The sequence below is a fragment of the Peptoniphilus sp. HMSC062D09 genome (assembly GCF_001811425.1).
Taxonomy (GTDB): domain Bacteria; phylum Bacillota; class Clostridia; order Tissierellales; family Peptoniphilaceae; genus Peptoniphilus_A.
Genome location: NZ_KV804728.1, coordinates 8,081 through 28,278, shown reverse-complemented (window position 1 = coordinate 28,278; position 20,198 = coordinate 8,081). Strand labels below are relative to the sequence as shown.

Annotated in this window: 19 protein-coding genes and 2 pseudogenes; all 21 read right to left on the bottom strand. The window is 30.3% G+C overall.

The annotated features are described in order from the left end of the window. Positions 1–7: 7 nt before the first annotated feature. Entirely contained in the window at positions 8–1,591 is a 1,584-nt protein-coding gene (locus HMPREF2801_RS05945; RefSeq protein ID WP_070611171.1) for a stalk domain-containing protein, read from the bottom strand. Further along, positions 1,578–1,817 carry a hypothetical protein gene (locus HMPREF2801_RS05940; protein WP_001080402.1) on the bottom strand — a complete coding sequence of 80 codons (240 nt, stop codon included), beginning with the start codon at positions 1,815–1,817 and terminating at the stop codon, positions 1,578–1,580. Before HMPREF2801_RS05940 ends, HMPREF2801_RS05945 begins: the two co-directional genes overlap by 14 nt. 14 nt (positions 1,818–1,831) lie before the next feature. Beyond that, a complete protein-coding gene (locus HMPREF2801_RS05935) occupies positions 1,832–4,411 on the bottom strand; it encodes a C40 family peptidase (protein WP_070611170.1) in 2,580 nt (859 codons plus the stop codon). A 7-nt stretch (positions 4,412–4,418) separates the two neighbouring features. Continuing rightward, complete coding sequence (locus HMPREF2801_RS05930; RefSeq protein WP_371327451.1) at positions 4,419–6,821, bottom strand: VirB4-like conjugal transfer ATPase, CD1110 family; 2,403 nt, start codon at positions 6,819–6,821, stop codon at positions 4,419–4,421. Further along, positions 6,733–7,143, bottom strand: coding sequence for a PrgI family protein (locus HMPREF2801_RS05925; RefSeq protein WP_004827263.1), 411 nt, complete (start codon positions 7,141–7,143; stop codon positions 6,733–6,735). The genes HMPREF2801_RS05930 and HMPREF2801_RS05925 overlap by 89 nt, the downstream gene beginning before the upstream one ends. Position 7,144: 1 nt before the next feature. Continuing rightward, positions 7,145–7,435 (bottom strand): hypothetical protein, encoded by a 291-nt coding sequence (locus HMPREF2801_RS05920; protein ID WP_070611169.1) that lies wholly within the window; start codon positions 7,433–7,435, stop codon positions 7,145–7,147. Between the two features lie 9 nt (positions 7,436–7,444). After that, a complete protein-coding gene (locus tag HMPREF2801_RS05915; protein WP_000466913.1) occupies positions 7,445–8,308 on the bottom strand; it encodes a VirB6/TrbL-like conjugal transfer protein, CD1112 family in 864 nt (287 codons plus the stop codon). Positions 8,309–8,318: 10 nt separating this feature from the next. Then, positions 8,319–8,402 (bottom strand): annotated as a pseudogene (locus tag HMPREF2801_RS09080) (Maff2 family mobile element protein); the annotation flags it as partial. Positions 8,403–8,405: 3 nt separating this feature from the next. Further along, positions 8,406–10,052 (bottom strand): recombinase family protein, encoded by a 1,647-nt coding sequence (locus HMPREF2801_RS05910; protein WP_070611168.1) that lies wholly within the window; start codon positions 10,050–10,052, stop codon positions 8,406–8,408. Between the two features lie 3 nt (positions 10,053–10,055). Continuing rightward, positions 10,056–10,280 (bottom strand): hypothetical protein, encoded by a 225-nt coding sequence (locus tag HMPREF2801_RS05905; protein WP_004825731.1) that lies wholly within the window; start codon positions 10,278–10,280, stop codon positions 10,056–10,058. Positions 10,281–10,432: 152 nt separating this feature from the next. Further along, positions 10,433–11,161: pseudogene (locus tag HMPREF2801_RS05900) on the bottom strand (phage replisome organizer N-terminal domain-containing protein). Positions 11,162–11,245: 84 nt separating this feature from the next. Further along, positions 11,246–11,662, bottom strand: a complete 417-nt coding sequence (locus tag HMPREF2801_RS05895) for a DUF4829 domain-containing protein (protein ID WP_023054996.1) — start codon at positions 11,660–11,662, stop codon at positions 11,246–11,248. Positions 11,663–11,774: 112 nt separating this feature from the next. Next, positions 11,775–11,906, bottom strand: a complete 132-nt coding sequence (locus HMPREF2801_RS09530; RefSeq protein WP_023055007.1) for a hypothetical protein — start codon at positions 11,904–11,906, stop codon at positions 11,775–11,777. 202 nt (positions 11,907–12,108) lie between these two features. Further along, entirely contained in the window at positions 12,109–12,636 is a 528-nt protein-coding gene (locus HMPREF2801_RS05890; RefSeq protein WP_070611166.1) for a PcfB family protein, read from the bottom strand. Positions 12,637–12,820: 184 nt separating this feature from the next. Beyond that, a complete protein-coding gene (locus HMPREF2801_RS09325; RefSeq protein WP_168162839.1) occupies positions 12,821–12,994 on the bottom strand; it encodes a hypothetical protein in 174 nt (57 codons plus the stop codon). Positions 12,995–13,067: 73 nt separating this feature from the next. Continuing rightward, positions 13,068–14,702, bottom strand: a complete 1,635-nt coding sequence (gene mobQ / locus HMPREF2801_RS05885) for a MobQ family relaxase (protein WP_070611165.1) — start codon at positions 14,700–14,702, stop codon at positions 13,068–13,070. A 337-nt stretch (positions 14,703–15,039) separates the two neighbouring features. Continuing rightward, positions 15,040–15,330, bottom strand: coding sequence for a DUF3847 domain-containing protein (locus HMPREF2801_RS05880; RefSeq protein ID WP_023054990.1), 291 nt, complete (start codon positions 15,328–15,330; stop codon positions 15,040–15,042). Between the two features lie 173 nt (positions 15,331–15,503). Continuing rightward, the gene (locus HMPREF2801_RS05875) at positions 15,504–16,589 is read right to left on the bottom strand and encodes an amidase domain-containing protein (protein ID WP_070611164.1); all 1,086 of its coding nucleotides are present in this window, start codon (positions 16,587–16,589) and stop codon (positions 15,504–15,506) included. Between the two features lie 145 nt (positions 16,590–16,734). Then, positions 16,735–17,232, bottom strand: coding sequence for a hypothetical protein (locus tag HMPREF2801_RS05870; RefSeq protein WP_148130081.1), 498 nt, complete (start codon positions 17,230–17,232; stop codon positions 16,735–16,737). Positions 17,233–17,303: 71 nt separating this feature from the next. Continuing rightward, positions 17,304–18,668, bottom strand: coding sequence for a hypothetical protein (locus HMPREF2801_RS05865; protein ID WP_070611162.1), 1,365 nt, complete (start codon positions 18,666–18,668; stop codon positions 17,304–17,306). Positions 18,669–18,982: 314 nt separating this feature from the next. Further along, on the bottom strand, positions 18,983–20,198 hold a 1,216-nt coding region (locus tag HMPREF2801_RS05860), incomplete at its 5' end, for an amidase domain-containing protein (protein WP_210394462.1).

Sequence of the window (20,198 nt, the reverse complement as noted above, 5' to 3'; positions counted from 1 at the left end):
TCCTTTCTTATTTTACATTTTTAAATACATAGACTGCTTTTCTAGCATTGTCCCATTCTATTGTTTGGTTTTTGCCATCTTTAATATCTCCATGACTTGCTCCAAAAGCTTTAGCAATATTTGAAATTGAAGCATGAATTCTTCCATTTATAATCACTGGCTTAACATCTGAATTGTAGACCTTTCCATCTGAATCTTTCATAACACCAGTATCAATATTTAGTCTTAATGTCTTTTTAGCTAAGATATTATTCTCTTTGTTTGAGAAAATGGCTTCACGAGTAGAGTTGTCATACTCAACATTAAAACCTAGAGTATAAGCAATATATCTTACTGGAATCATAGTTCTTCCTTGATCCACATAAGTTTTTACATCCATATAGACTGTTGTCTTACCATCTTTGTTGATAATGTTATAAAAGTTTTTGTCTACTTGGAAAACTGCAAATTCTTTTTCATCCTTAACTTGTTTTTTGCCTTGTTGTTCCTCTTGCTTTTTCATCTTGTTAAGATCAAATTGATTTAGAATGTTATTGTCATCAGCTTTCAAAAGTTCGTCCCACTTTTTATCTTGAGATCTCTTATCTTCTTTCTTCTCTTTGTTTTCTTTTTGGAGTTTTAGAAGTTCATCTAATTTCTTAGATAAGTCTTGGTTTTGATTTTTTTCTTTTTCATCTTTAGCTTGTTTTTCAAGTTCTTCTTTTGCTTTTTTATTTGCTTCCTCGATTAACTTCTTTGCTTCTTCAATTTTCTTATCTAATTCTTCTTTTAGCTTTTTAATTTCTTCTTCAGAAGCTTTTTGTTTTTCTTCTAGTCCTTTAACCTTATCTTCTAATTCTTTTTTTGTATTTTCAGAAGATTCTTTTAAACTATCAATAGCCTTTTGAAGCTCTTCAATTTTCTTGCAACATTCTGACTTAGAATTTTCTGCTTCTTTCTTTTTAGACTCTAAGTCTTTTATCTTAGTATCTTTTTCATCAAGAGTTTTTTCTAAGTCCTTAATTTTATTATCTTTATCCTCAATTTCTTTAGTCTTCTTTGCAAGTTCCTCTTCTAAAGACTCGAGTTTTTCTTGCATTTCTTTGATTTTATTTTCGTTTTTATCGGTCTTTTCTTTCTCAGCTTCTAACTCCCATTTTGTAGATGAATAATCTTCTTTTAGTTTTGCATTTTCATCTTGCAATCTTTTTAATTCATCTTTAAGCTGAGTAATTTCTGCTATTAGTTCATCATTATTGGAGTTTTTAAGATTCTCAATTTCTTTATTCAATTGAGCAATCTTATTATCTTTATCTCTAATCTCTTCTTCTATCTTAGCTTTTTCTTGTTTTAGTTTCTCTCCATTATCTTTGAAAGTTTCTAACTTTTCTTTTAAATCATCTATCTTTGATTGGTCTTCTTGTTTCTTATCATTTAAGTCTTTGATCTGATTTTCTAAATCACTAATTTTACTTATTGAACTTTCTATAACTTTTTTACTACCATCTGTATCATCAGCTTTAGCTAGTACATTAGTAGTTGAGGTTGATGTTAAAACTAATAAAAGAGCCATAAAAAAGGCTCTTAGTCTGTTCGTATTAAATTTCTTCATTATGAATGTTCTCCTTTTCTTTTAATTTTTCTTCTCTTTTTCTATCATTGATTTTCTCCATTAATTCTTCCAAGCTAATATTGTTCCTCCTAAGAGTTACAATTATTTCTTCATTTTCAACTTGTATTTCTTCATCGCAAATTTCCTTGTATTTTGCATTTAAATCTTTTAATTTCTCTTCTATTTTTTTCTTTTTGTTTCTAATACTTATAAGTTTTCTGTTCACATAATATCTCCCTTCTATCTTGGTCTTCCAAAACCATAAAAGTGTGATTTCCAATATTTTGAATTTATTGATGTGTATTGAATTGGATCTCCTGCGTGAATCATCATTCCGTTACCTGCGTATATTCCTACGTGAGATATTGGAGTTCCACTGTTATATGTTGAGTGGAAAAATATAATATCTCCAGGTTGAGCTTCACTTGGACTTACTGGATTACAATAGTCTTTGTATATTCTCCATGCAGTTGTTCTTGGCATACTCTTTACACCAGACTTTGTAAATGACCAACATACAAATCCTGAGCAGTCAAAGTTAGATGGTCCACTTGCTCCAAACACATATCTTTTGCCTATATGTTTTTCTGCTTCATTAAATAAGGCTTTGGCAGTAGCTGAATCAAAAGCAAGACCAGGATTTCCAAAGTTTGGATTATCTACTATTTCTCCTAAGTCCCCATTACCTGATCCAAAAACATCACCCATATTCCCCTTAGCTTCAAGAAGAGCTTCATAATGAACTACATTGTCTGGATAATCTTTAAATATTTCCCTAACAACTTCATCCATTTCTTTTTTCTTTAAAGTTACAATTAACTTTTTATATTCGTACTCTTCTTTTTCATAGCTAGTATAAGGATTGCCACGACTATCATATCTAGTTCTTGCTACTGTTCTTGTTCTAATTTCAATTTCTTCCTTAAAGTCAAGCTTATACATCTTATCGAAAAGTTCTTTTAAAATGCCTTTTGCTTCATGTGCTGATTTTACTTCCCCACATCTTGAAGTTATATAGGATAAAAGTTCATGGGTATTATGACCAATTTCTCCTTCTTTGTTTATGATATATTCGTCATATCCAGGATGACTTGTTTTTACACTTTCTATTTGTGATTGTAGGTCATATTCCATTGATGAAAATTCTTGATTAACTTCACTTAGAACTGTATCTTGTGATAGGTATGTTGTTGTCATTACTGAGTTTACTGAGTTACTTAGTCCACTCATACCAACACTTCCAACACCAATCATGATTGATAGCATAAGACCTAATCCTATTACCACAAATAGAACCATCTTACTTTTTCTTACGATTAGCTCTTTAGAAGCCTTACCTAAACTTAAAATAGCTTTTTTAACTCTATCTACAAGTCTTGTTTCGTGCTTTTTAGCTATCATGCTCTTCATTTGTTTTCTCTGGTAAAACTTCTTAAATCTATTTTTCTTTATATAGGCATCTGACTTTTTTAAATCTTCCAAGCGACTTTTAAACTCCAACTTGCTTTTTCTCTTTCTTATTTTTTTATCAAGTTTAGATAGCTTTTTTAAGGACTTTTTCTTTTTGTCTAGCTTATACTTCCTTATTCCATGCTGAAGTTTAGAGCTTACATTAGCGACCTTTTCTCCAGATTCTACACCAGTATTATCAGACCCTGAATTTAAATAATCTCTCACTAACTCTGATGACTTAGCTCCAGATAATAAAACCCCAGAAGATAGACTTCCTTTAGTTTTATTCTTTAAGATATTATCCTTTAGCTTACTTTTAGACTTTTCAAGCTCTCCAATCTTTTTGTCTGAGATAAAATCTTTAACATCTTGTGCTTTCTTAGAATCTTTCGGTGTACCTTTCTTAGAGTCATTTTTTAAGTCATCGATTTTCTTTCGAGTGAATTTATCACTTTTATAATTTTTTCTCTTGTAGTAAGTCTTCTTTTTATTAGCTTTCTTTTGTTCTGAAGGTTTAAGGCTTGTTTCATTTTCATCTTTTATAAATTCAGGATTATTGTCTTTAAACTCAGGATTATCAAAAGTCTTATCTGTATCAACTTCGCTTAGCTTATTTTCTTTATCTATTTCTTTAGAAATTTTTTCCTTATCTCTAAACTTCTTTTCTTGATAAAGTTTCTGCTTTTGCTTTTTATCGATGATATTATTACTATCGTTCTTACTTATTTCGTTTTTAACAAGCTTATCTTCTCTATATATTCTCTTGCTTTTACTTGCTTCGATAGGTTTATTTTCACTTGTGTAGATTCGCTTAGACTCTTTCTCGTTGATTTTGTCTTGGAATTTATCCTTACTATGGATAAGTTTATCCTCATAATTTTTAAGAACTTGTCTTTTACTTGATGCCTTCTTATTGCTTATTGGTTGAGCCTTAGCTGAAATATCATCTGTTGTTAGTTTATTAGAATTAATATTTCTACTGTTTTCACTATCAAAGTTCACCTTTTTAAGGTCTACATCTAAATCTTCATCAAGTTTGAAGCTTTCATCTGCCCTTATTTCAAGATTAGCTTGTTTTGTTTCTCCAGCCTTATCCTTATTATCTAAAACTTCTTTTCTAATTCTTTCCTTGTTTTTAGCCTTCTGAAAATCTTTTAGTTTATCTTGTTTTTGATCTTTAGCTAATACATTCTCATGAATAAGTTTAGATTCTTTTTCTGAAATTTTATCTCCGAACCTATCCTTAGTCTTAATTATCTTATTGGTATAATCATCTGAATGAACAAGTTTACTATCTACATTCTTTTCAGGAGCGTCCCTATTTCGTATAATTTTCTTTTGAAAATCTTTTTTCAGTTTTTTATCCATATCACACCTACTTAGTTTCTTCTGGTTTTGTTGTCATTAGCTTATATAGCATGGTGTCTTTAGGAAACTTATCTATAAATGGAACAATAGTATTTCCGAAGAATAATAGTCCCTCACCTGCATTTGAATTAGTAATATAGTTTAACTGATAAGGCGATATTTTTAATTTCTTAGCAAGAATATCCCTATCTCCAGATGCTTGATTTAACATTAGAACAAAGTCTGTATTATCAAATATATTTTCAATTTCCTGACTTGTTAAAAGGTCTTTTACGTTTTGAGTTATACCTGTTGGAATTCCGCCCCATTTTCTAAATCTTTTCCAGATTTCTACTGAATATGAAGCAGTTTGTGGATCTTTTAATAAAAGGTGGAACTCATCTATATAGTATCTGGTAGATTTGCTTCCTCTATTTAGCGAAACCTTGTTCCAAACCTGGTCTTGAATTACAAGCATACCTATTTTTTTAAGTTGTGTTCCTAACTCTTTTATATCAAAACAGAGCAGTTGCCTATTTAGGTCAACATTTGACCTATTGTTAAAGACATTAAGACTTCCCTTAACATAAATTTCCATTTCTGTTGCTAGTTTTCTACCAACTCCCTCTTCTTGAGATAGGAGCATATCATATAAATCTCCTAATATAGGCATATTTTCTGGTTTTGGGTCTTCAAAATATTTTTGATATATCTTTGGTAAACACCTATCTATAACAGATTTTTCTGCAGCAGTAAGACCAGATCCTCCTACTACAAGTTCAAGCATAGACATTATGAAGTTTGCCTTATCCTTTAAAGGTGCGTCCCCATCTCCATAGTTCATATTTATATCTAGTGGATTTAGATAGTCCTTTGACTTTGCCGAAACTTTAATAACTTCTCCATTAAATTGTTTTACAAGGTTTGAATACTCGCCTTCTGGATCACAAATAATTACATCATCGTCTGTTACAAGAATTGCATTTGCCATCTCTCTCTTTGCTGAGAAAGATTTACCAGAACCTGGTGTTCCCAATATTAATCCGTTAGGGTTCTTTAGTTTCTTCCTATCTGCCATAATCAAGTTTTGGCTAAGGGCGTTTAAGCCATAGTACAAAGAATTTGCCGAATCAATAAATAGCTCTTCTGTTGTAAAAGGCATAAAGACTGCTGTTGATGATGAAGTTAAAAATCTTTTTATCTCGACTTGATTAACTCCTAAAGGTAAGACAGAAACAAGTCCTTGCTCTTGTTGGTGAGATAATCTTTTTACCTGACAATTATGTCTGTTAGCAATTGATGAGATTTGAGCAATAGTGTTTTCTAATTTTTGATTAGTCCTAGCAAAATTCATCATTACTATGGATACTACAAAGAGCCTTTCATCTCTATTTTGTAAGTCAGATAACATGGACTTAACATCAGCTCCAAAAGTATTTATATCTGAAGGGATAATATCCATATCATATCCAGCACGAACTGCTTTCTTTTGTTCTTCAATTTTCATTCTGTCCAGGTCTGTGTTCTTTCTCTTAATGAGTTTAATAGCTTCTGCTTGTTCAACTACATCTATATGAAAAGCTACATAAATATTGTCATCAATATCTAAAAACTCAGATAACATTCTGTCTGATAACTCACTTGCAAGTATTTGAAAATGACTTGTCGCCCCAATGAATTTCCCAAATTTAAAATTGTTTGCTGGTGCAAAATTAAAGATATTGGGAGTTATATGTGATTTTGTAGACTCTTTCTTCTTCAAATCTTTATATGAAAAATCAAAGCTCTTATCTGGATTTAACATATCGTGAACAAGCCTTAACCTTTCTTCGCCATCAAGACTCTCTGCTCTTACTCCCATAGATTTAAAGTTAGATAAAATATCTACTTCAAGTCTATTTAACTTTGCCCTTGCTTGCTCTAGGTTATCGGCTTCTGTTGTAAAGGTTATATACTTCATCTTTTTAAGTCCGTTATTCCCCTTTGCAAGTTGAAGCTTTAACATCTCCCTAAACTCTTTTCTTACATCGTCATAGAAGTCTCCCTTATCAGCAATTTTAATTGCGTCTTGTAGGTCTTTATTTCTTCCTAATTGATTTACATACGAAAGTTCAATGTGGACACTTGGATCAAAAGAATTTAAAAAGTTGGCAAATTGGCTAAATATTAAATCTCTATCTTCTTCCAATGCCAACTGGTAATTTATATCTTGAAATGAAATTGTCTTTGAATAATTTTTTTCATCTAACTGGCAAATGCCCTCTGGTAACATTCTTATATAGGGAATAGTATCTTCAACAGTAAATCTCTTTTTCTGTTTATTTAAAATTACACTTAGAAGACTATTTGTTGGATCTTTCTTTGTTTTTAGCTTTCTTACTTCCTTTCGGTCTTTTTTTAATTGTTTTTCCCTTAGATTTAAGTCGCTGATTTGCTTTTTTCTTTGCTTCAAGGTATGCCTCCTTTCTTATTCTCTTAGTTGGTTGATAAAACTTATGAAGATAGAAAAATTTAAAATATTTTTCAAAAGTTAAGGTATCTTTTTCATATAAGGTTATAAAAAAGATTGGCAGGGTTACTATTAGCATTACAATGATTGAAACATCATTAGGTAGATATTTCTTCATAAATAAATAGGTTGGTATGCCAATTAGTCCTGCCACAGAAAAACCTATAAGTTGCCTTTTAGTTAAGTTAAAGGCAACCTTTGTTTTAATCTTGTCCAAATCTTTTGGTATTGGTACATATGCCATTTTAATCTCCCTCTACTTCTACTTTGGAAAGTTCAAGTATATGGTCATAATTAGATGTTGTTTCCTCTTCCAGGTAGCTAATTCTTTCTTCTAATTCTTCTTGTTTTTCTTCATTTCTGTCATTGTATTCTCCTTGATACATAACAAATTCATTGTGACATCTTCCGAGTCTATTTATTCTCCTCTTTAAGTTTCTAATCTCTTCATTTCTTTTTTTCTCTTTTAAGATTTCATAAGTTCCTCCCAATAAAATTCCAAGTCCTAATAAAGCACAATTTTTCTTTTTTAACATTTATTCCTCCTAGTGCGTATTCATAATACTTTTTGCAACTGTTCCACTCTTAAACATCATAAGTCCAAGTAGTAGAGCATATCCTAATATACTAAACAAGCTTGCGTGAATATCTGTAATCTGTACCGTTCTTATTAAAACGGTGTAGATACCTAAACATATCATCAAAAACAAACCTTGTAGTCCCAAGGCAAAAAGTCCCTTGATATAATTTGTTCCAATCTGACCCCATTCTTTATTTCCCATAGTCGCAAATGGTATGGATGATACTGATGAGTAGACATATATTTCAAACATACGCCCATATACTATTAAGGTAATAGTTAAAGATATACATTGAATTGCAATCCTTACAAGGCTTGTTTCAACTAATATCATAATTAATGCACCAACATCTTTTTCTTTTAATGTATCAACCATTGCAACTATCTGATCTCCTGAAACAGTGGCAGAAGTAGTGATTACCCCTGCCGCTTTGTTTACAAGATTTTGTGCCACATCAAAGACTGCCATTGAAAATTCAAAGGCATGGCTTGCAAGGTAGACTGCTATAAACATCTTTATAATGTATTTAAAAAACTCAAAAGTATCTGTATCGTGCATATTATTCTTTTGCATAACCATATTTATGAGTTCAATACATAAAACTGCTGTTATGATAAGACCTGCTATTGGAACGATCACATTATCATTAATGTTTTTTATGAAGTTATACACTTCTCCATTCCAACCCATTGGTGTCTTCCCAACATCAGTTGCAATAACTCCTACCTTGTCATTTATATCTAAGAACATGGACTCAAGATTTGCTTTGATACCTCCGAGTAGCATATCCTTAAAAAATTCAGTTAGCTTGTCAAAGATACCAAACATAGACTTTCTCCTATTTTAAAGCATTTGCAAGTAGTGGAATTAATTTGATCCCGATTAGCACAATTCCTCCACCAGCCATAAGCTGCTTTATGCCTAATTAGAGATTGTAAAATACTTGTAGTGTGTCTGTATTTCCTATGAAATTGTAGTAAATATCAATTGTTTGGGTGATTTCTCCATTCACTACTTCTTTTTCGTGAACATAGATTTTTGAGATGAGTTCGTTTAAGGTTTCTTTGTCCAGCTTCTTTATATCCCTATGTTTTTTTATGAGTTCAATCCATTTTTTGACATTAATATCTTCAAGATCTTCTTTAACAATCAATTTTTGATTATCTTCTATTCTTTGGTTTAGATAATCTTGTTCTTTCTGTGATTTTTCAAGAATTTTTTGGAAGTTACTTTCACTTATCTTATTATCGAGCCAGTCATCATATAGTCTTTCAATCTTTTTAGTTAAATCTTCTACTCTTATCTGATCTTCGTAAATCTTATCCATAATAAATTTTTGTTCTTCTTCATTATCAACTTCTCGTGATTTTTCAAGTGCTTTTATGATTTCTTTTTCGTCTTTCAATGCTATTTCTGCATTTTTTCTAATATCTTTAAGCACTATCTCATAAAGAGTATCGTAATAAATTCTATGTTGACTACATAATGACTTTCCATATCTTCTATAAGTGTTACAAGTGAGTAACTTTTCTCTTTTTTTCGATTTGTTTCTTCCAAGATTTAAAGATTTTCCACAATCGGGACATTTCACAATGCCTGCAAATATACTTTCTTCTCCATTTTTAAATGGTCTTCTCCTGCTCTTTAATTTTTCATTTGCTATATTATAAATATCTTCAGAAATAATAGGTTCGTGTGTATTTTCTACTATTATCCATTCCTCTTTGGGTTTATCGGATAACCAACCTACTTTGAATTTATAATTAACTTTTTGACTAGCAATATGACCAATATAAACTGGGTTTTCAATAATTTCTTTTAGGGTGGTGCAGTCCCACCAATACTCTCCACCATCTACGGTCATTTCTAACTTAGTTTTTTTATTTCTAAGTCCTTTTTTTCTATTCCACCAGGTAGGTGTAGGTATTTTTTCTTCAAAAAGTCTTCTTCTAATTGCTTGTACTCCATAACCACTAAAAGCAAGATCAAAAATTTTTTCAACAATCCATGAAGTTTCATCATCGATTACTAATTTATGTGGATCATCATTGTCTTTCCTATATCCTATTGGAGCAAGACAACCAATAAATTTTCCTTGCCTTGCTCTTGTCATATAGGCAGATTTCATCTTTTTGGAAACATCTCTTGAATAAAACTCGTTTAAAACATTTTTAAAAGGAACTATTTCGTTGTTATCTTGAAAGGTATCTACTCCATCATTTAAAGCTATATATCTGACATTGTTCTTTGGGAAGAAATTTTCTGTATAGTATCCAGTCTGCAAATAGTTTCTTCCAAGCCTTGATAAGTCCTTAGTTATAACTATATCCACTTTCTTATTTTCAATATCTCTGATTAGTCTTTGAAATGATGGTCTATTTGTATTTAATCCAGTATATCCATCATCTATATATACATCATAAATACTCCAACCTCTTGATTTTACATAGTTTTCTAAAAGTTCCTTTTGGTTTTGTATGCTGGCACTCTCTCCTTTCTGCTCATCATCTTTAGATAGTCTGCAATAAATTGCAGCTTTGAATGAAAATTGATTTGAATTTGTTTGTATCATTTCCTATTCCTCCTTGTTTGAGTTTTCAGAAATAACACAACTTTCTCTAAAACTATTTTTATTATAGCACTCTTTTTTATTGCTATCAATATTATATTTGTTATACTCAATTTCATTAGTCTTATTTAATTTGCTTGATTTTTTTATTAGTCTTAGAAAAGCGTCCGTATCTGTTCTTCTATTATCATAATTTCTTTTTACAATGTATTTTGTTTGTCTTTTTGTCATAGCTTATCCTTTCATGCAATAAAAAAGGCGATTAGATTTTTAATTTTCTAATCGCCTTTTAAGTGTCATATTTACATTTTTATTATCTCTGGCATACTTTGATACCTTTTTAGACTTAAAGTCTTTAATAGTGGCTTTCCACCTCTTTTTATCTATAAAGATTCTCCTACATCATAGTTCATTTTTTTATTTCCTCCTTGATGTCTTAGTTTTTCTTTATCTTCTTCATACCATTTTAAGATTGTCACATAGTTGTTTTGATAGGTCTTACCACTGCTTTCCATGTATCTGGATAGTTTATTTATCATTATTTCTGTGTATGAGTTTAGTTTTTATTTAAGGTTTTTATATTCTTCTTTGCTTAACCTTACATTTTTGTACTCTCCATAAAAGATGGGGGTGGACTTTTTATCTATCTCTCCCTCTCTCTCTTTATCTATCTCTATATCTTTCTCTATCTCTATCTCTTGTCGGACATTGGTTGGACTCATTAAGGACAATGTCCTCTGTTTATTTTGTCTGTATCTTCTTTTTTTCTCTGCCCAGGCTGTTTCTGATCCTATTAAGTTTGGTATTTCAGTTAAATAGTATTCATCATTTTCTGTTACAACTTCTAATAAGCCTTGATTGATTAAATAATTTACCGTAACCATTACATCATCGTCTGTTTCATCTATGGTTAGTGCTAACTCTTTTATAAAATCACTTTCTACTCCGTCATAATAGAGTTTGCCCTCATCTTTTAGGCTTAATAATAAAAGTTTGAGGTAGATTATCGTGTAGGTATCTCCTCCCGATATTCTTCTTAATCTTTTTATCCTTTTGTCTGTGAAAAATTCTTCTTTTAATTTTATCCAATAATATCTTTTGTTTGTTGCCATTCTAATCCTCCTTGCAATAAAAAAAGAAGTAGATTTTTTCTCTACTTCTCCTTATAATTTATATTTTATTTTTCCTTATATTTTTTAATAACCTTGATCTTCTATCTTCCATTCCCCATCTTTGTCTGGTCGAACTAAGGTCCAGCTGTAATTCTTGTATTCATCCTTACTTAATACAGGATTTTTACCAGTCACATCAAATTCTGAAAATAGAACGATAATATTATTTGGATCTATATCAGTGCCCTTGCCTGCTCCATATTCCATAAATTCTTTTATCACATCATCAGATTTAGCTTCATCGTAGCGTACTGCTTTTAATTCTGAGCCTGGGAATGAAAAATTATCCTTTACTACTTTAATTGCAGAATCTATTTCTTCTTGGCTAAATTTATTTGAATCACCTTTATCAATTGTAATATCTCCATCTGTTTTCCCTTTACATCCTGTTAATGAAAATAAAATCATTATAGCAAGAAGAATTCTAAAACCACCTTTCATAATATTTTCTCCTTTAATTATAAAATACCTTGTCCACATAATAACGTGTCTTGCCGAGGTTTACTCTTTGTTTGGCTGTCTCATTTATTTCATTGCCCTTTAAGGGCTTGGTCTAGGACTTTTTTGTTTTCATCTCCTGATGATTGACTTCTCTTGCGACTTCATTTCTTGCCTTATCCATTAATGTTTTTATGCTATTAAAAACATCATCATGAACTCTATCTATGTTATTTTTCTTATTCATACAAGCACCTCTTTGACCTCTTAACTGCTTTAATTATATCATAAATATTGTGTTTATTCTATTTTATATCCTTTCTACATTGATATATTCCAGATTTTCGATAATCGAAATTCTTGATTTCCGATTTTCGGAATTCTGGACTTCTGCTTTTCGGAAGTCTTGTTATTATGGTTATTTAAGGGTGTAACTTTTCGTTACTCCCTTAAATTTCTCTGGTCATATCTTTTTTACTTGGTTTTACTTTTTCTTTTACTTTTCTTTTGACTTTCTCTTTTGTTTTATCCTTGTTCTTGGATAGGTCTTTGTATTTCTTTATTTGTTTTAGAATACTTTCTTTTTCTTTTTTATTTTCTTTGGCTATGACTTGCTTAAAGGCATATTCCATTACTTTTATGTCTTTGGCTTGGAAAAATACTTCATAGTTTTTGCTTTCTTTGTTTTTCATTACTGAAAACTTTACTCCAAGTTTGTTTAGTTCTTTTTTTAAGTCTTTGAGGTCGCTTTGATCTATGCTTATATTTTCTAGTTGTCCTTTTTTGTAGAGGTCTTTTATTTTCATTTCATCTCCCATAAGGCTTTTTAAGTTTCCGTTTGCTTTTTCTAAAGTATCATTCATCTTTTTTCTTATTTCTTTGTCTAAGTTGATTGATTCTTTTGCTGCCTTTATTGTGTATGTTATTATGGTTTGTGCTGCTTGACTTGCTTCTTTGCTTATTTCTTCGTTTATCATGCTTTTCTCTCCTTTGTTTGAATTAAAAAAAGGGAAGTATAGGTTTTAATTTTTCTATACTTCCCTTTGCTTGTTTTTATTTTATTGTTCTTGGTGGTGGAATACTTATTTTTGATGTTTTTATATATTTCTTAGGTATTTGTACCTTTTATACTTTTAAATAGCTTAAAATACCTTTCCACTTTTAGTAGTTTATGTGTGTTCTTTTGTCTGATAGATAGTTTTTCATGTTGGAATATAATATCTGCACTTCTTCATTGTTCATTGCTTTTACTTCTTCTGTGCTTTTATATGTTTTGTATGTTCCATCTTGATCTGCTTTTATGAGTTCATCTATTAGCTCTTGCCTTTTATTCATCTCTATTACCTCCTAAAACGGTCTTTATTTTCTTGGTCATATTATAGCTTGGATAAGATATTTTTACCAGGTCTTATCTTTCTTGATTTTTGTAATAGTCTTTAGTCATTTGTCTTTTTTTATTAAAGCTATCACTATCTTGCTTATACTCTTTTATCTTTTCTATGATACTTTCTTTTTCTCCTCTCTTAATTGCCTTGTCAATTTCTATTGATAGGTCAATACCATATTCTTTATTTACTACCTCTACTGCATATTTAATATGATTTATTTCCTTGTATCTTTCCCTTATCTTTTCTGACTCTGTATTTAATTTACTGATTTCATCTTCTAAGGTTTTGATTTCTCCTAACCATTCTTTTTCTCTTAAATTTTTCTTTCCACTGATTTTTTCAATTAAGTTTCTTGCCCTTATATGTTGGTCTATTTCCTTTTGATTATTCTTGTAGAAGCTTTCTTTGAATATTTTCTTGCTTTCATAGTATTGGTAGGTTGCCTTTGTTTTTCTTACAGTCTTTGCATAGGCTAAGCACTTATTAAGGTCTTCTATCTTTTGACTGTTTTCTTTTATGGTCTTATATATTTCAGAGTTTTTACTTCTTAGGTTATTTATATGTCCTTGTAGGTCTGATATGGTTTTTATTTTATTTTCTCTTAGAGAATTTATTCCACTTGCATATCTTTTTAGATCATAGATTGCTTTGTTTCTTTTCCCATAAAATGATAATCCAGCTCTATTATTTTCCTGCATTTCTTGATAGAAGCTTAAATATTCATAGAGGTTAAAGAGTCCTGATTCATTTTCGATTTGCTTTTTACTTTGGTCTTTATATTCCTTGTATGATTCTTTTAGCTTATCTTTAAAGCCTGCTAACCATGATGTTATTTTCTTTATTTCATTGCCTATGTTTTTTAATAGTTCATTCTGTTTTTTTATTTCACGATTTATATCTCCTTTTTCTGTTCTTATTCCTTTTCTTTCCATTGCACTGGCACTTGCTCCTAGATGTATTGTCGGTATTTGTTTTATGCCTTGTCTTTTAAAACTCCTATGGTCTACTCTTTTTTCTATCTTGTTTTTTGCCAGATATTTATTACAAAGGTCTGAAAAATTTTCTCTCCATTTTTCTACATTGCCTTTATCATTCCAGCTTGTTAGTTCTACTTTTCTTGTCTTTGGTTTTCCATTTTTGTTTAAAATCTTTTCTCCTTTTTCATCTAGGATATATTCTTTTTTACTTTTTTGCCCCCATGTTCCATCTTCATTTATTGGTCTTACTATGGTCATTATATGAGCGTGGATATTTTGATTTCCCTCTCTACTTTCATCATGAATTGCTAGGTCTACTATCATTCCCCCTTTTACAAAATTGTTTTGAACATATTCTTCTATCATCTTTTTATTTTCTTCTATGCTTAACTCTTTTGGTAGGGATATGATAAAGTTTCTTGCAAGTTGGGCATTAGAATTTTTCTCAAAAAGTTCTACTGAGTTCCACAAGGTTTTTCGGTCTTTATATTCTTCTGGTGCGTGATCTGGTAAAAATATTTCTTTGCTAATTACTCCTTGTTTCTTGGTGTAGTCATGGGTTACTCCGTCCCATTCATTTTTTATTTTTTCTCCACTTATATATGCTGCACTTGCTACTGCACTTTTTCCTTTTCCTCTTGATATTATGTTTACTGAAAAATGAAAACTGTCTGCCATTTTTATCACTTCCTTTTTCTTTTTTTGTTGTTTTAGGCGGAGGCTTAGAAGATTTTCTATATCCACTTTGTGAATGAGCGTTTTGAAATGATAGAATTAAAAAAAGCCGACTACTGAATTAATTTTTGTTGTTTCAGTATGTCGGCTTAATTGTTTTGTTCATTTCAAATTTTAAAAGTCAAGGGCGAGCGTTAGCGAGTTTATTTACCCTTGACTTTTAAAAAGCGAATGGTTGTTGCTCCCTGCAAGGGTTTGGCTCCGCAGGACGCAAGCACCCTTTAGGGTGTATAATTGCGCCCTTAGAAAATCTAAGGGAGATTTAATTATTTTATTTTTCCTAATTTTCTCTTATTATTCTTAGTGTTTCTTTAAATTCTTTTGTCTTTGTTGCTTCTTCTAGTAGGATTTTTATTTCTTCATCTGTTAGTTCTTCTGCATTTTCTATAAGGCTTTCTAAAATTGCTCCTCTTGTTATGAGCCTATGAGTTCTTTCTTTTCTTCTTTTTACTATGTCTTGTTTTAATATCTTTTTTTCTTGATTTTTTAGTTGCCTTAGTCTTTCTTCTGTATCATCAATTTTATCTTTTATTTCTTTTGACTTTTGTCTTATTTGTTCTAATTTTTTCATATCTATTAATCCTTATCTCTAAATATTCATAATTAAAAACCCCTCCATCCTTATTCCGGATTTTGGGGTTCAGGTCATTCTCTGTGTAGCTTACATTTATGATCTTATAAATTTTTATTTGTAAGATTAACTACAATTAAATTTTTATATTCATATTTTATATAGTACCATTCTTATCGTGTTTTAAAAAATTTGACTTTGTAACTTCCTCCACCATTCATAAAAGCTTCAACAACATCAACTAAAGGTTTGTCTATTCTATTCCTTGTATGATATGTCATTGCGAAATCACGATTATTTTTACTATTGTTAGTATAATCGGTGATATACATTGTATGATAACCATAATAGCTAAAATATTTTTTTCTTAATAACTGTACCGTGTCTCCTTTAAAAAAATTTAGCTTATTAAACATATTTTTATTTACAAAATCATCATCATCAATTGTTTCAGTTTTTACAATATTTGACCAGTAATTATTAAAATACTTAGCACTGATCCATGGACTAGGATCAGCTAAATCCCAACTATAATTCAGCTCTGTAATATCTTTTGGGTTATTATACTTATAATTTTTTCTTTTAATATACCATTTATTGTCAGTTCTATAACCACCATAATGTAAAATTTGTGACACAAAATTTGCACAATCTCCTCCTATAGGTCCACTTAAGTCAGGATAGTTACTATTATAGTTTTCATAGTAATTATGCGCATACCATATTGCATCAAGGTAATCAAAATGATCTTGATTTGAAGCACGCAAAGATAAGTTATCTTTTTCATTATATTGATTTTCATATATTGAATTAAATGCTTTTTCTAAATTCATTGTTTGTCTAGTAGGATTTTCAGTTATTAATGTTTCCAATGCACCTCTAACATAAATATCTAATTTTAATTTTTCATCTGTAGAACTTAGATCATATATCTTTAATATTTCAGCGATTACCTCTTCTCTGTCATTATAATTAAGAGATGTTGCTTTTTCTCTGAAATCGATTTTATTATTACTATATTTATTTATAATTTCACCGACTTCAGTTTCGAAAATCAATTCCTCTTCTAAATCATAATCATTATTTATGGCTTTAACATCTTCTTTTAATTCCATTAAATCCTCATATTCTATGCTATCAGAACTTACAGAATACATCTTTTCATGTTCTATGCTCTCTGAGTTATAAGCAAATACATTTGTTGCCATCGCTGTTAACAGCATCACCATGGCTATTAATAGAGTAAATCTTCTCTTCATTTCTAACCTCCTCTTATAATTTTGTTTGACCTCAATATATTTGACATTAAGATCAAATATTATCTATTTTTCCAACTGTTGTTTCTAGCTATATTCTAGAATGTGAGACTCAAATTAAAATCAAAGTGCGACAATTCAAAGTAAATCATTGTTCTAATACAATCCTATTTATTTTTTCTTTCAAATTGTAAGGGGTTTTATATATACCCTCTATATCTTTATTTCTTGATTTTACATTGTACCAGTATCTATTATCTGCACTATTTGGATTATCTTCTACTATCTCAACCTCATATTCTTCATCATTTTTTATTTTAATTAAATATGCTCCATCAGAATAAGCGGTATCCAACCCTAAATATTGATTATTTGAATCATATAAATTACAATCCTTATTTAGTTTATTCAATTCTTCTAAAACTTTCCTTTGTTGATCTGAAGATATATCTAGTTCTTTAAAACCCTCTTGTTTCTCATCATAAATATATACTTTCACAGACTCTCCATTATTTTCTTTATCAATAACAGACTCATCATTATTTTCTTTATCAATAACAGACTCTCTATTATTTTCTTTATCAATAGGTATATCATTTGAACTATAACATGAGCTTAAATTAACCATAAGAAATATTATTAACAATAACCCTGCTGTTCTTTTTACAATAGAATTATTATAATCAGTTAGAAAGGTATTTGACATCCAAAACATAATTAATCAAATCCATCATAACTTCTATCGCCTCTAAATCTTATAGGACAATACTCAGTTATCTTATTAGCTGCATCTAAAGCTGCATTTCTTACTGATTTACCCCTTGATGTTTGATTCCAAAGTTGCCAGCAATAATTATAATTTTGAACTGAGTTAATGGATTCATACCAGCCTAAAAATGCTTTATTTTTTGAAATACCATTATATATTCCAAATGCATCAGACCAATTCGTATTAGCAGCTGTATTACATGCAGCTAAAAACACAAATTGGTAATTACTGCTTGGAACATCATTGTACTTAAGAAATGATCCCCCGTTTTTATTTGTCCCTATTACATTTGAAGAACCATGACATCCTGCATAAAATGCTTTAAGACCATAACCTAACATCGTATTTGCTCTAGACTTAAAATTAGTTACCGATGCAGCAACATCGACTGGATCATATCCCATTCTAGCTAAGCCAGCATGAGCATCAGTTGCTCTAGCAGTTCCATAGGCAACGTCAGGAGCTGAGATAGCTCCTCCTTCATACATGTATATGTCTCCTCCAATAAGTTCACCAGAATACAAATCGACATAAACTTCCATGTTCTCATTTTTTAAAATGTATGCTTCTCTGATATCCTGATTCGCAATATTGTCTTCATTTATAATTAGTGGGTTTCCATCGACTGTATCTCCTTTTATGGTTTTATAAAAATCATCATTAGGAATAGCTGTTCCAATTCTTAAATCTTGAATTGGCTCCTTATTATATTTTTCTAGAAAATTATTTGCTATACTTATAGCTTCATCTTCTGAAATAGGATTTTTAGTTTGACTAAAACTTCTCAAAGAAATTTCCTTTTTCTCTATACCTTTCTTCTTAAAACTGACTAAAGCACCATTTTCTGTATCTATATAAGCGTCATAAGCATCATATTGGTTATGTCCACCATAAGGCATCATCTTTTCATATCTTAACCTTAAAGTAGTATCATCAAAATAACCTGAATGAACAAGCTCGTATCCTTCTTTAACAAGTTTTTGTTCAACTAAATTTTGAGTAACTCTAAAATCTTTTTTCGGTGTATTTTGTCTAAAATAATCTCCATTCGTTTCTTTTATCCTATCAATTGATATTATCCTATCATCTTCATCTAATAAAGCAAAAGACTCATTTCCTAGATTAACTCTATTAGTATCTTTTGCTGATCTCAAGTTAAATAATTGATGTTCTTTTTCCACATTACAACCGAGTTCTTCTAAAATTTCCATCGATTTTTGAAAATTAGTCGTATCATTCATATAGCCTTGTGCAAATACTGTTGCTGGTAAAGCTAATACTAAGGCTAATAAAATTAATAAAAACTTCTTCATAAAATCCTCCTTTTTCACTTTCTCTCGCTTTAGCAAACTGTTGATTTGTTGATAAATAAACTGATAAATCTCAAATTATTAGTTTATTTATTATATTTGTCGCCGTTCTTATACCTTTGTGGATTTAAATATATCATCTAATTACCTCCTGTGCCTACATTACAACACTCACACTCGTCAAAACCAAATAATGTGTAAACACATATATCTAGTTTGTTGGCGATTTCTATTCCTATAAAAATTGTAGCTTGAGCCTCTCCACGTTCTAAAAGGCTAATATATTGTCTTGTTACACTTAACTCATCAAACCCTAGTTATAATTTATAAACGACATATACTCTTACTTTAACATTATCTCCACTAAGCCATCTTACACCTGTATTTTCATTATTGACTCTACCTGAATGGTTTCTTACGCCAACATCTTTTGTATTATTGTTGAAGCCAGTTATTATTAAAGTATGATATGCGCCATCTTTAGAGTTTAAAAAAGATATAGGGTATCCAGCTTGTGCATAGTTGTATAACCTTGTAAGTTCTCCATTTTTACTCAGATCGAAATCCTTATAAGCATATGATCTTGAGACCCAGTGCCACTTAAACATATTTGCCCCACGCCATGTAGAAGATACTTTGCTTGGGTCTTTTTTTGAACCATAAGAAAACCAGTTTCTACTATCGTCTATTTTAGGATATTCGTCTTTCATCTTTTTTTCTCCCGCATACAGACATTGAGAAACGAAATTAGCACAATCAACATCCCAATCAGGATAGCTGGGATTATAATCTTTCCAATACTCTTTTGCATAAGCAACACATTTTGAAGCTGCATCTTTTTCAGAGCTTCTATATAAAATATTTGTTTTTAAATATTTTTTAGCAATTGTTTCGTCGAAATTATCTTCTGATTCCATATCCTCAATATATAACAATGCTGATTCTTTGACTTCGTTTGGTAAACTATTAATATGTCTTTTTAGAATATTTATATTTTCTTCTGTCGTGTCCAAAGTAGCGTAGTAATTAGGCTTGAGATTTTTATTTATATAGTCAACAATGGCTTCATACCCATCAGGTTCTTTAGCTGAGCGGATTATAATATCCTTAGCTTCATACTCTGAATCATCAATCGTATACTCTATCTTATTTAACATATTCGCTTTTGCTTTTTCTGCGATAGCCTTATTTGAAAGATTTGGATACATACCCCTGTACATATTGAAAATCTCAATATAAGATGATATATATTGATTTATAGACTTTTTTTCCATGGTCGGATATAGGTTCTGTAGTTCTGTCAAAAAGGTTTTGGTTTCATATTTGTCGTCAATATTAACTTTTGAAACTTCATTAGCACTAAGTGCTTTTAAAACTTGACTTGGCTCATAGTTTACACTTAATTGTTCCTCTTTACTTAGACCATTAAACCATTTTTGCCATTCTTTAGGGCTAACTTCTGAGTTATTATTTGCTGATGAAGCAAATACATTTGTTGCCATTGCTGTTAACAACATAACCATGGCTATTAAT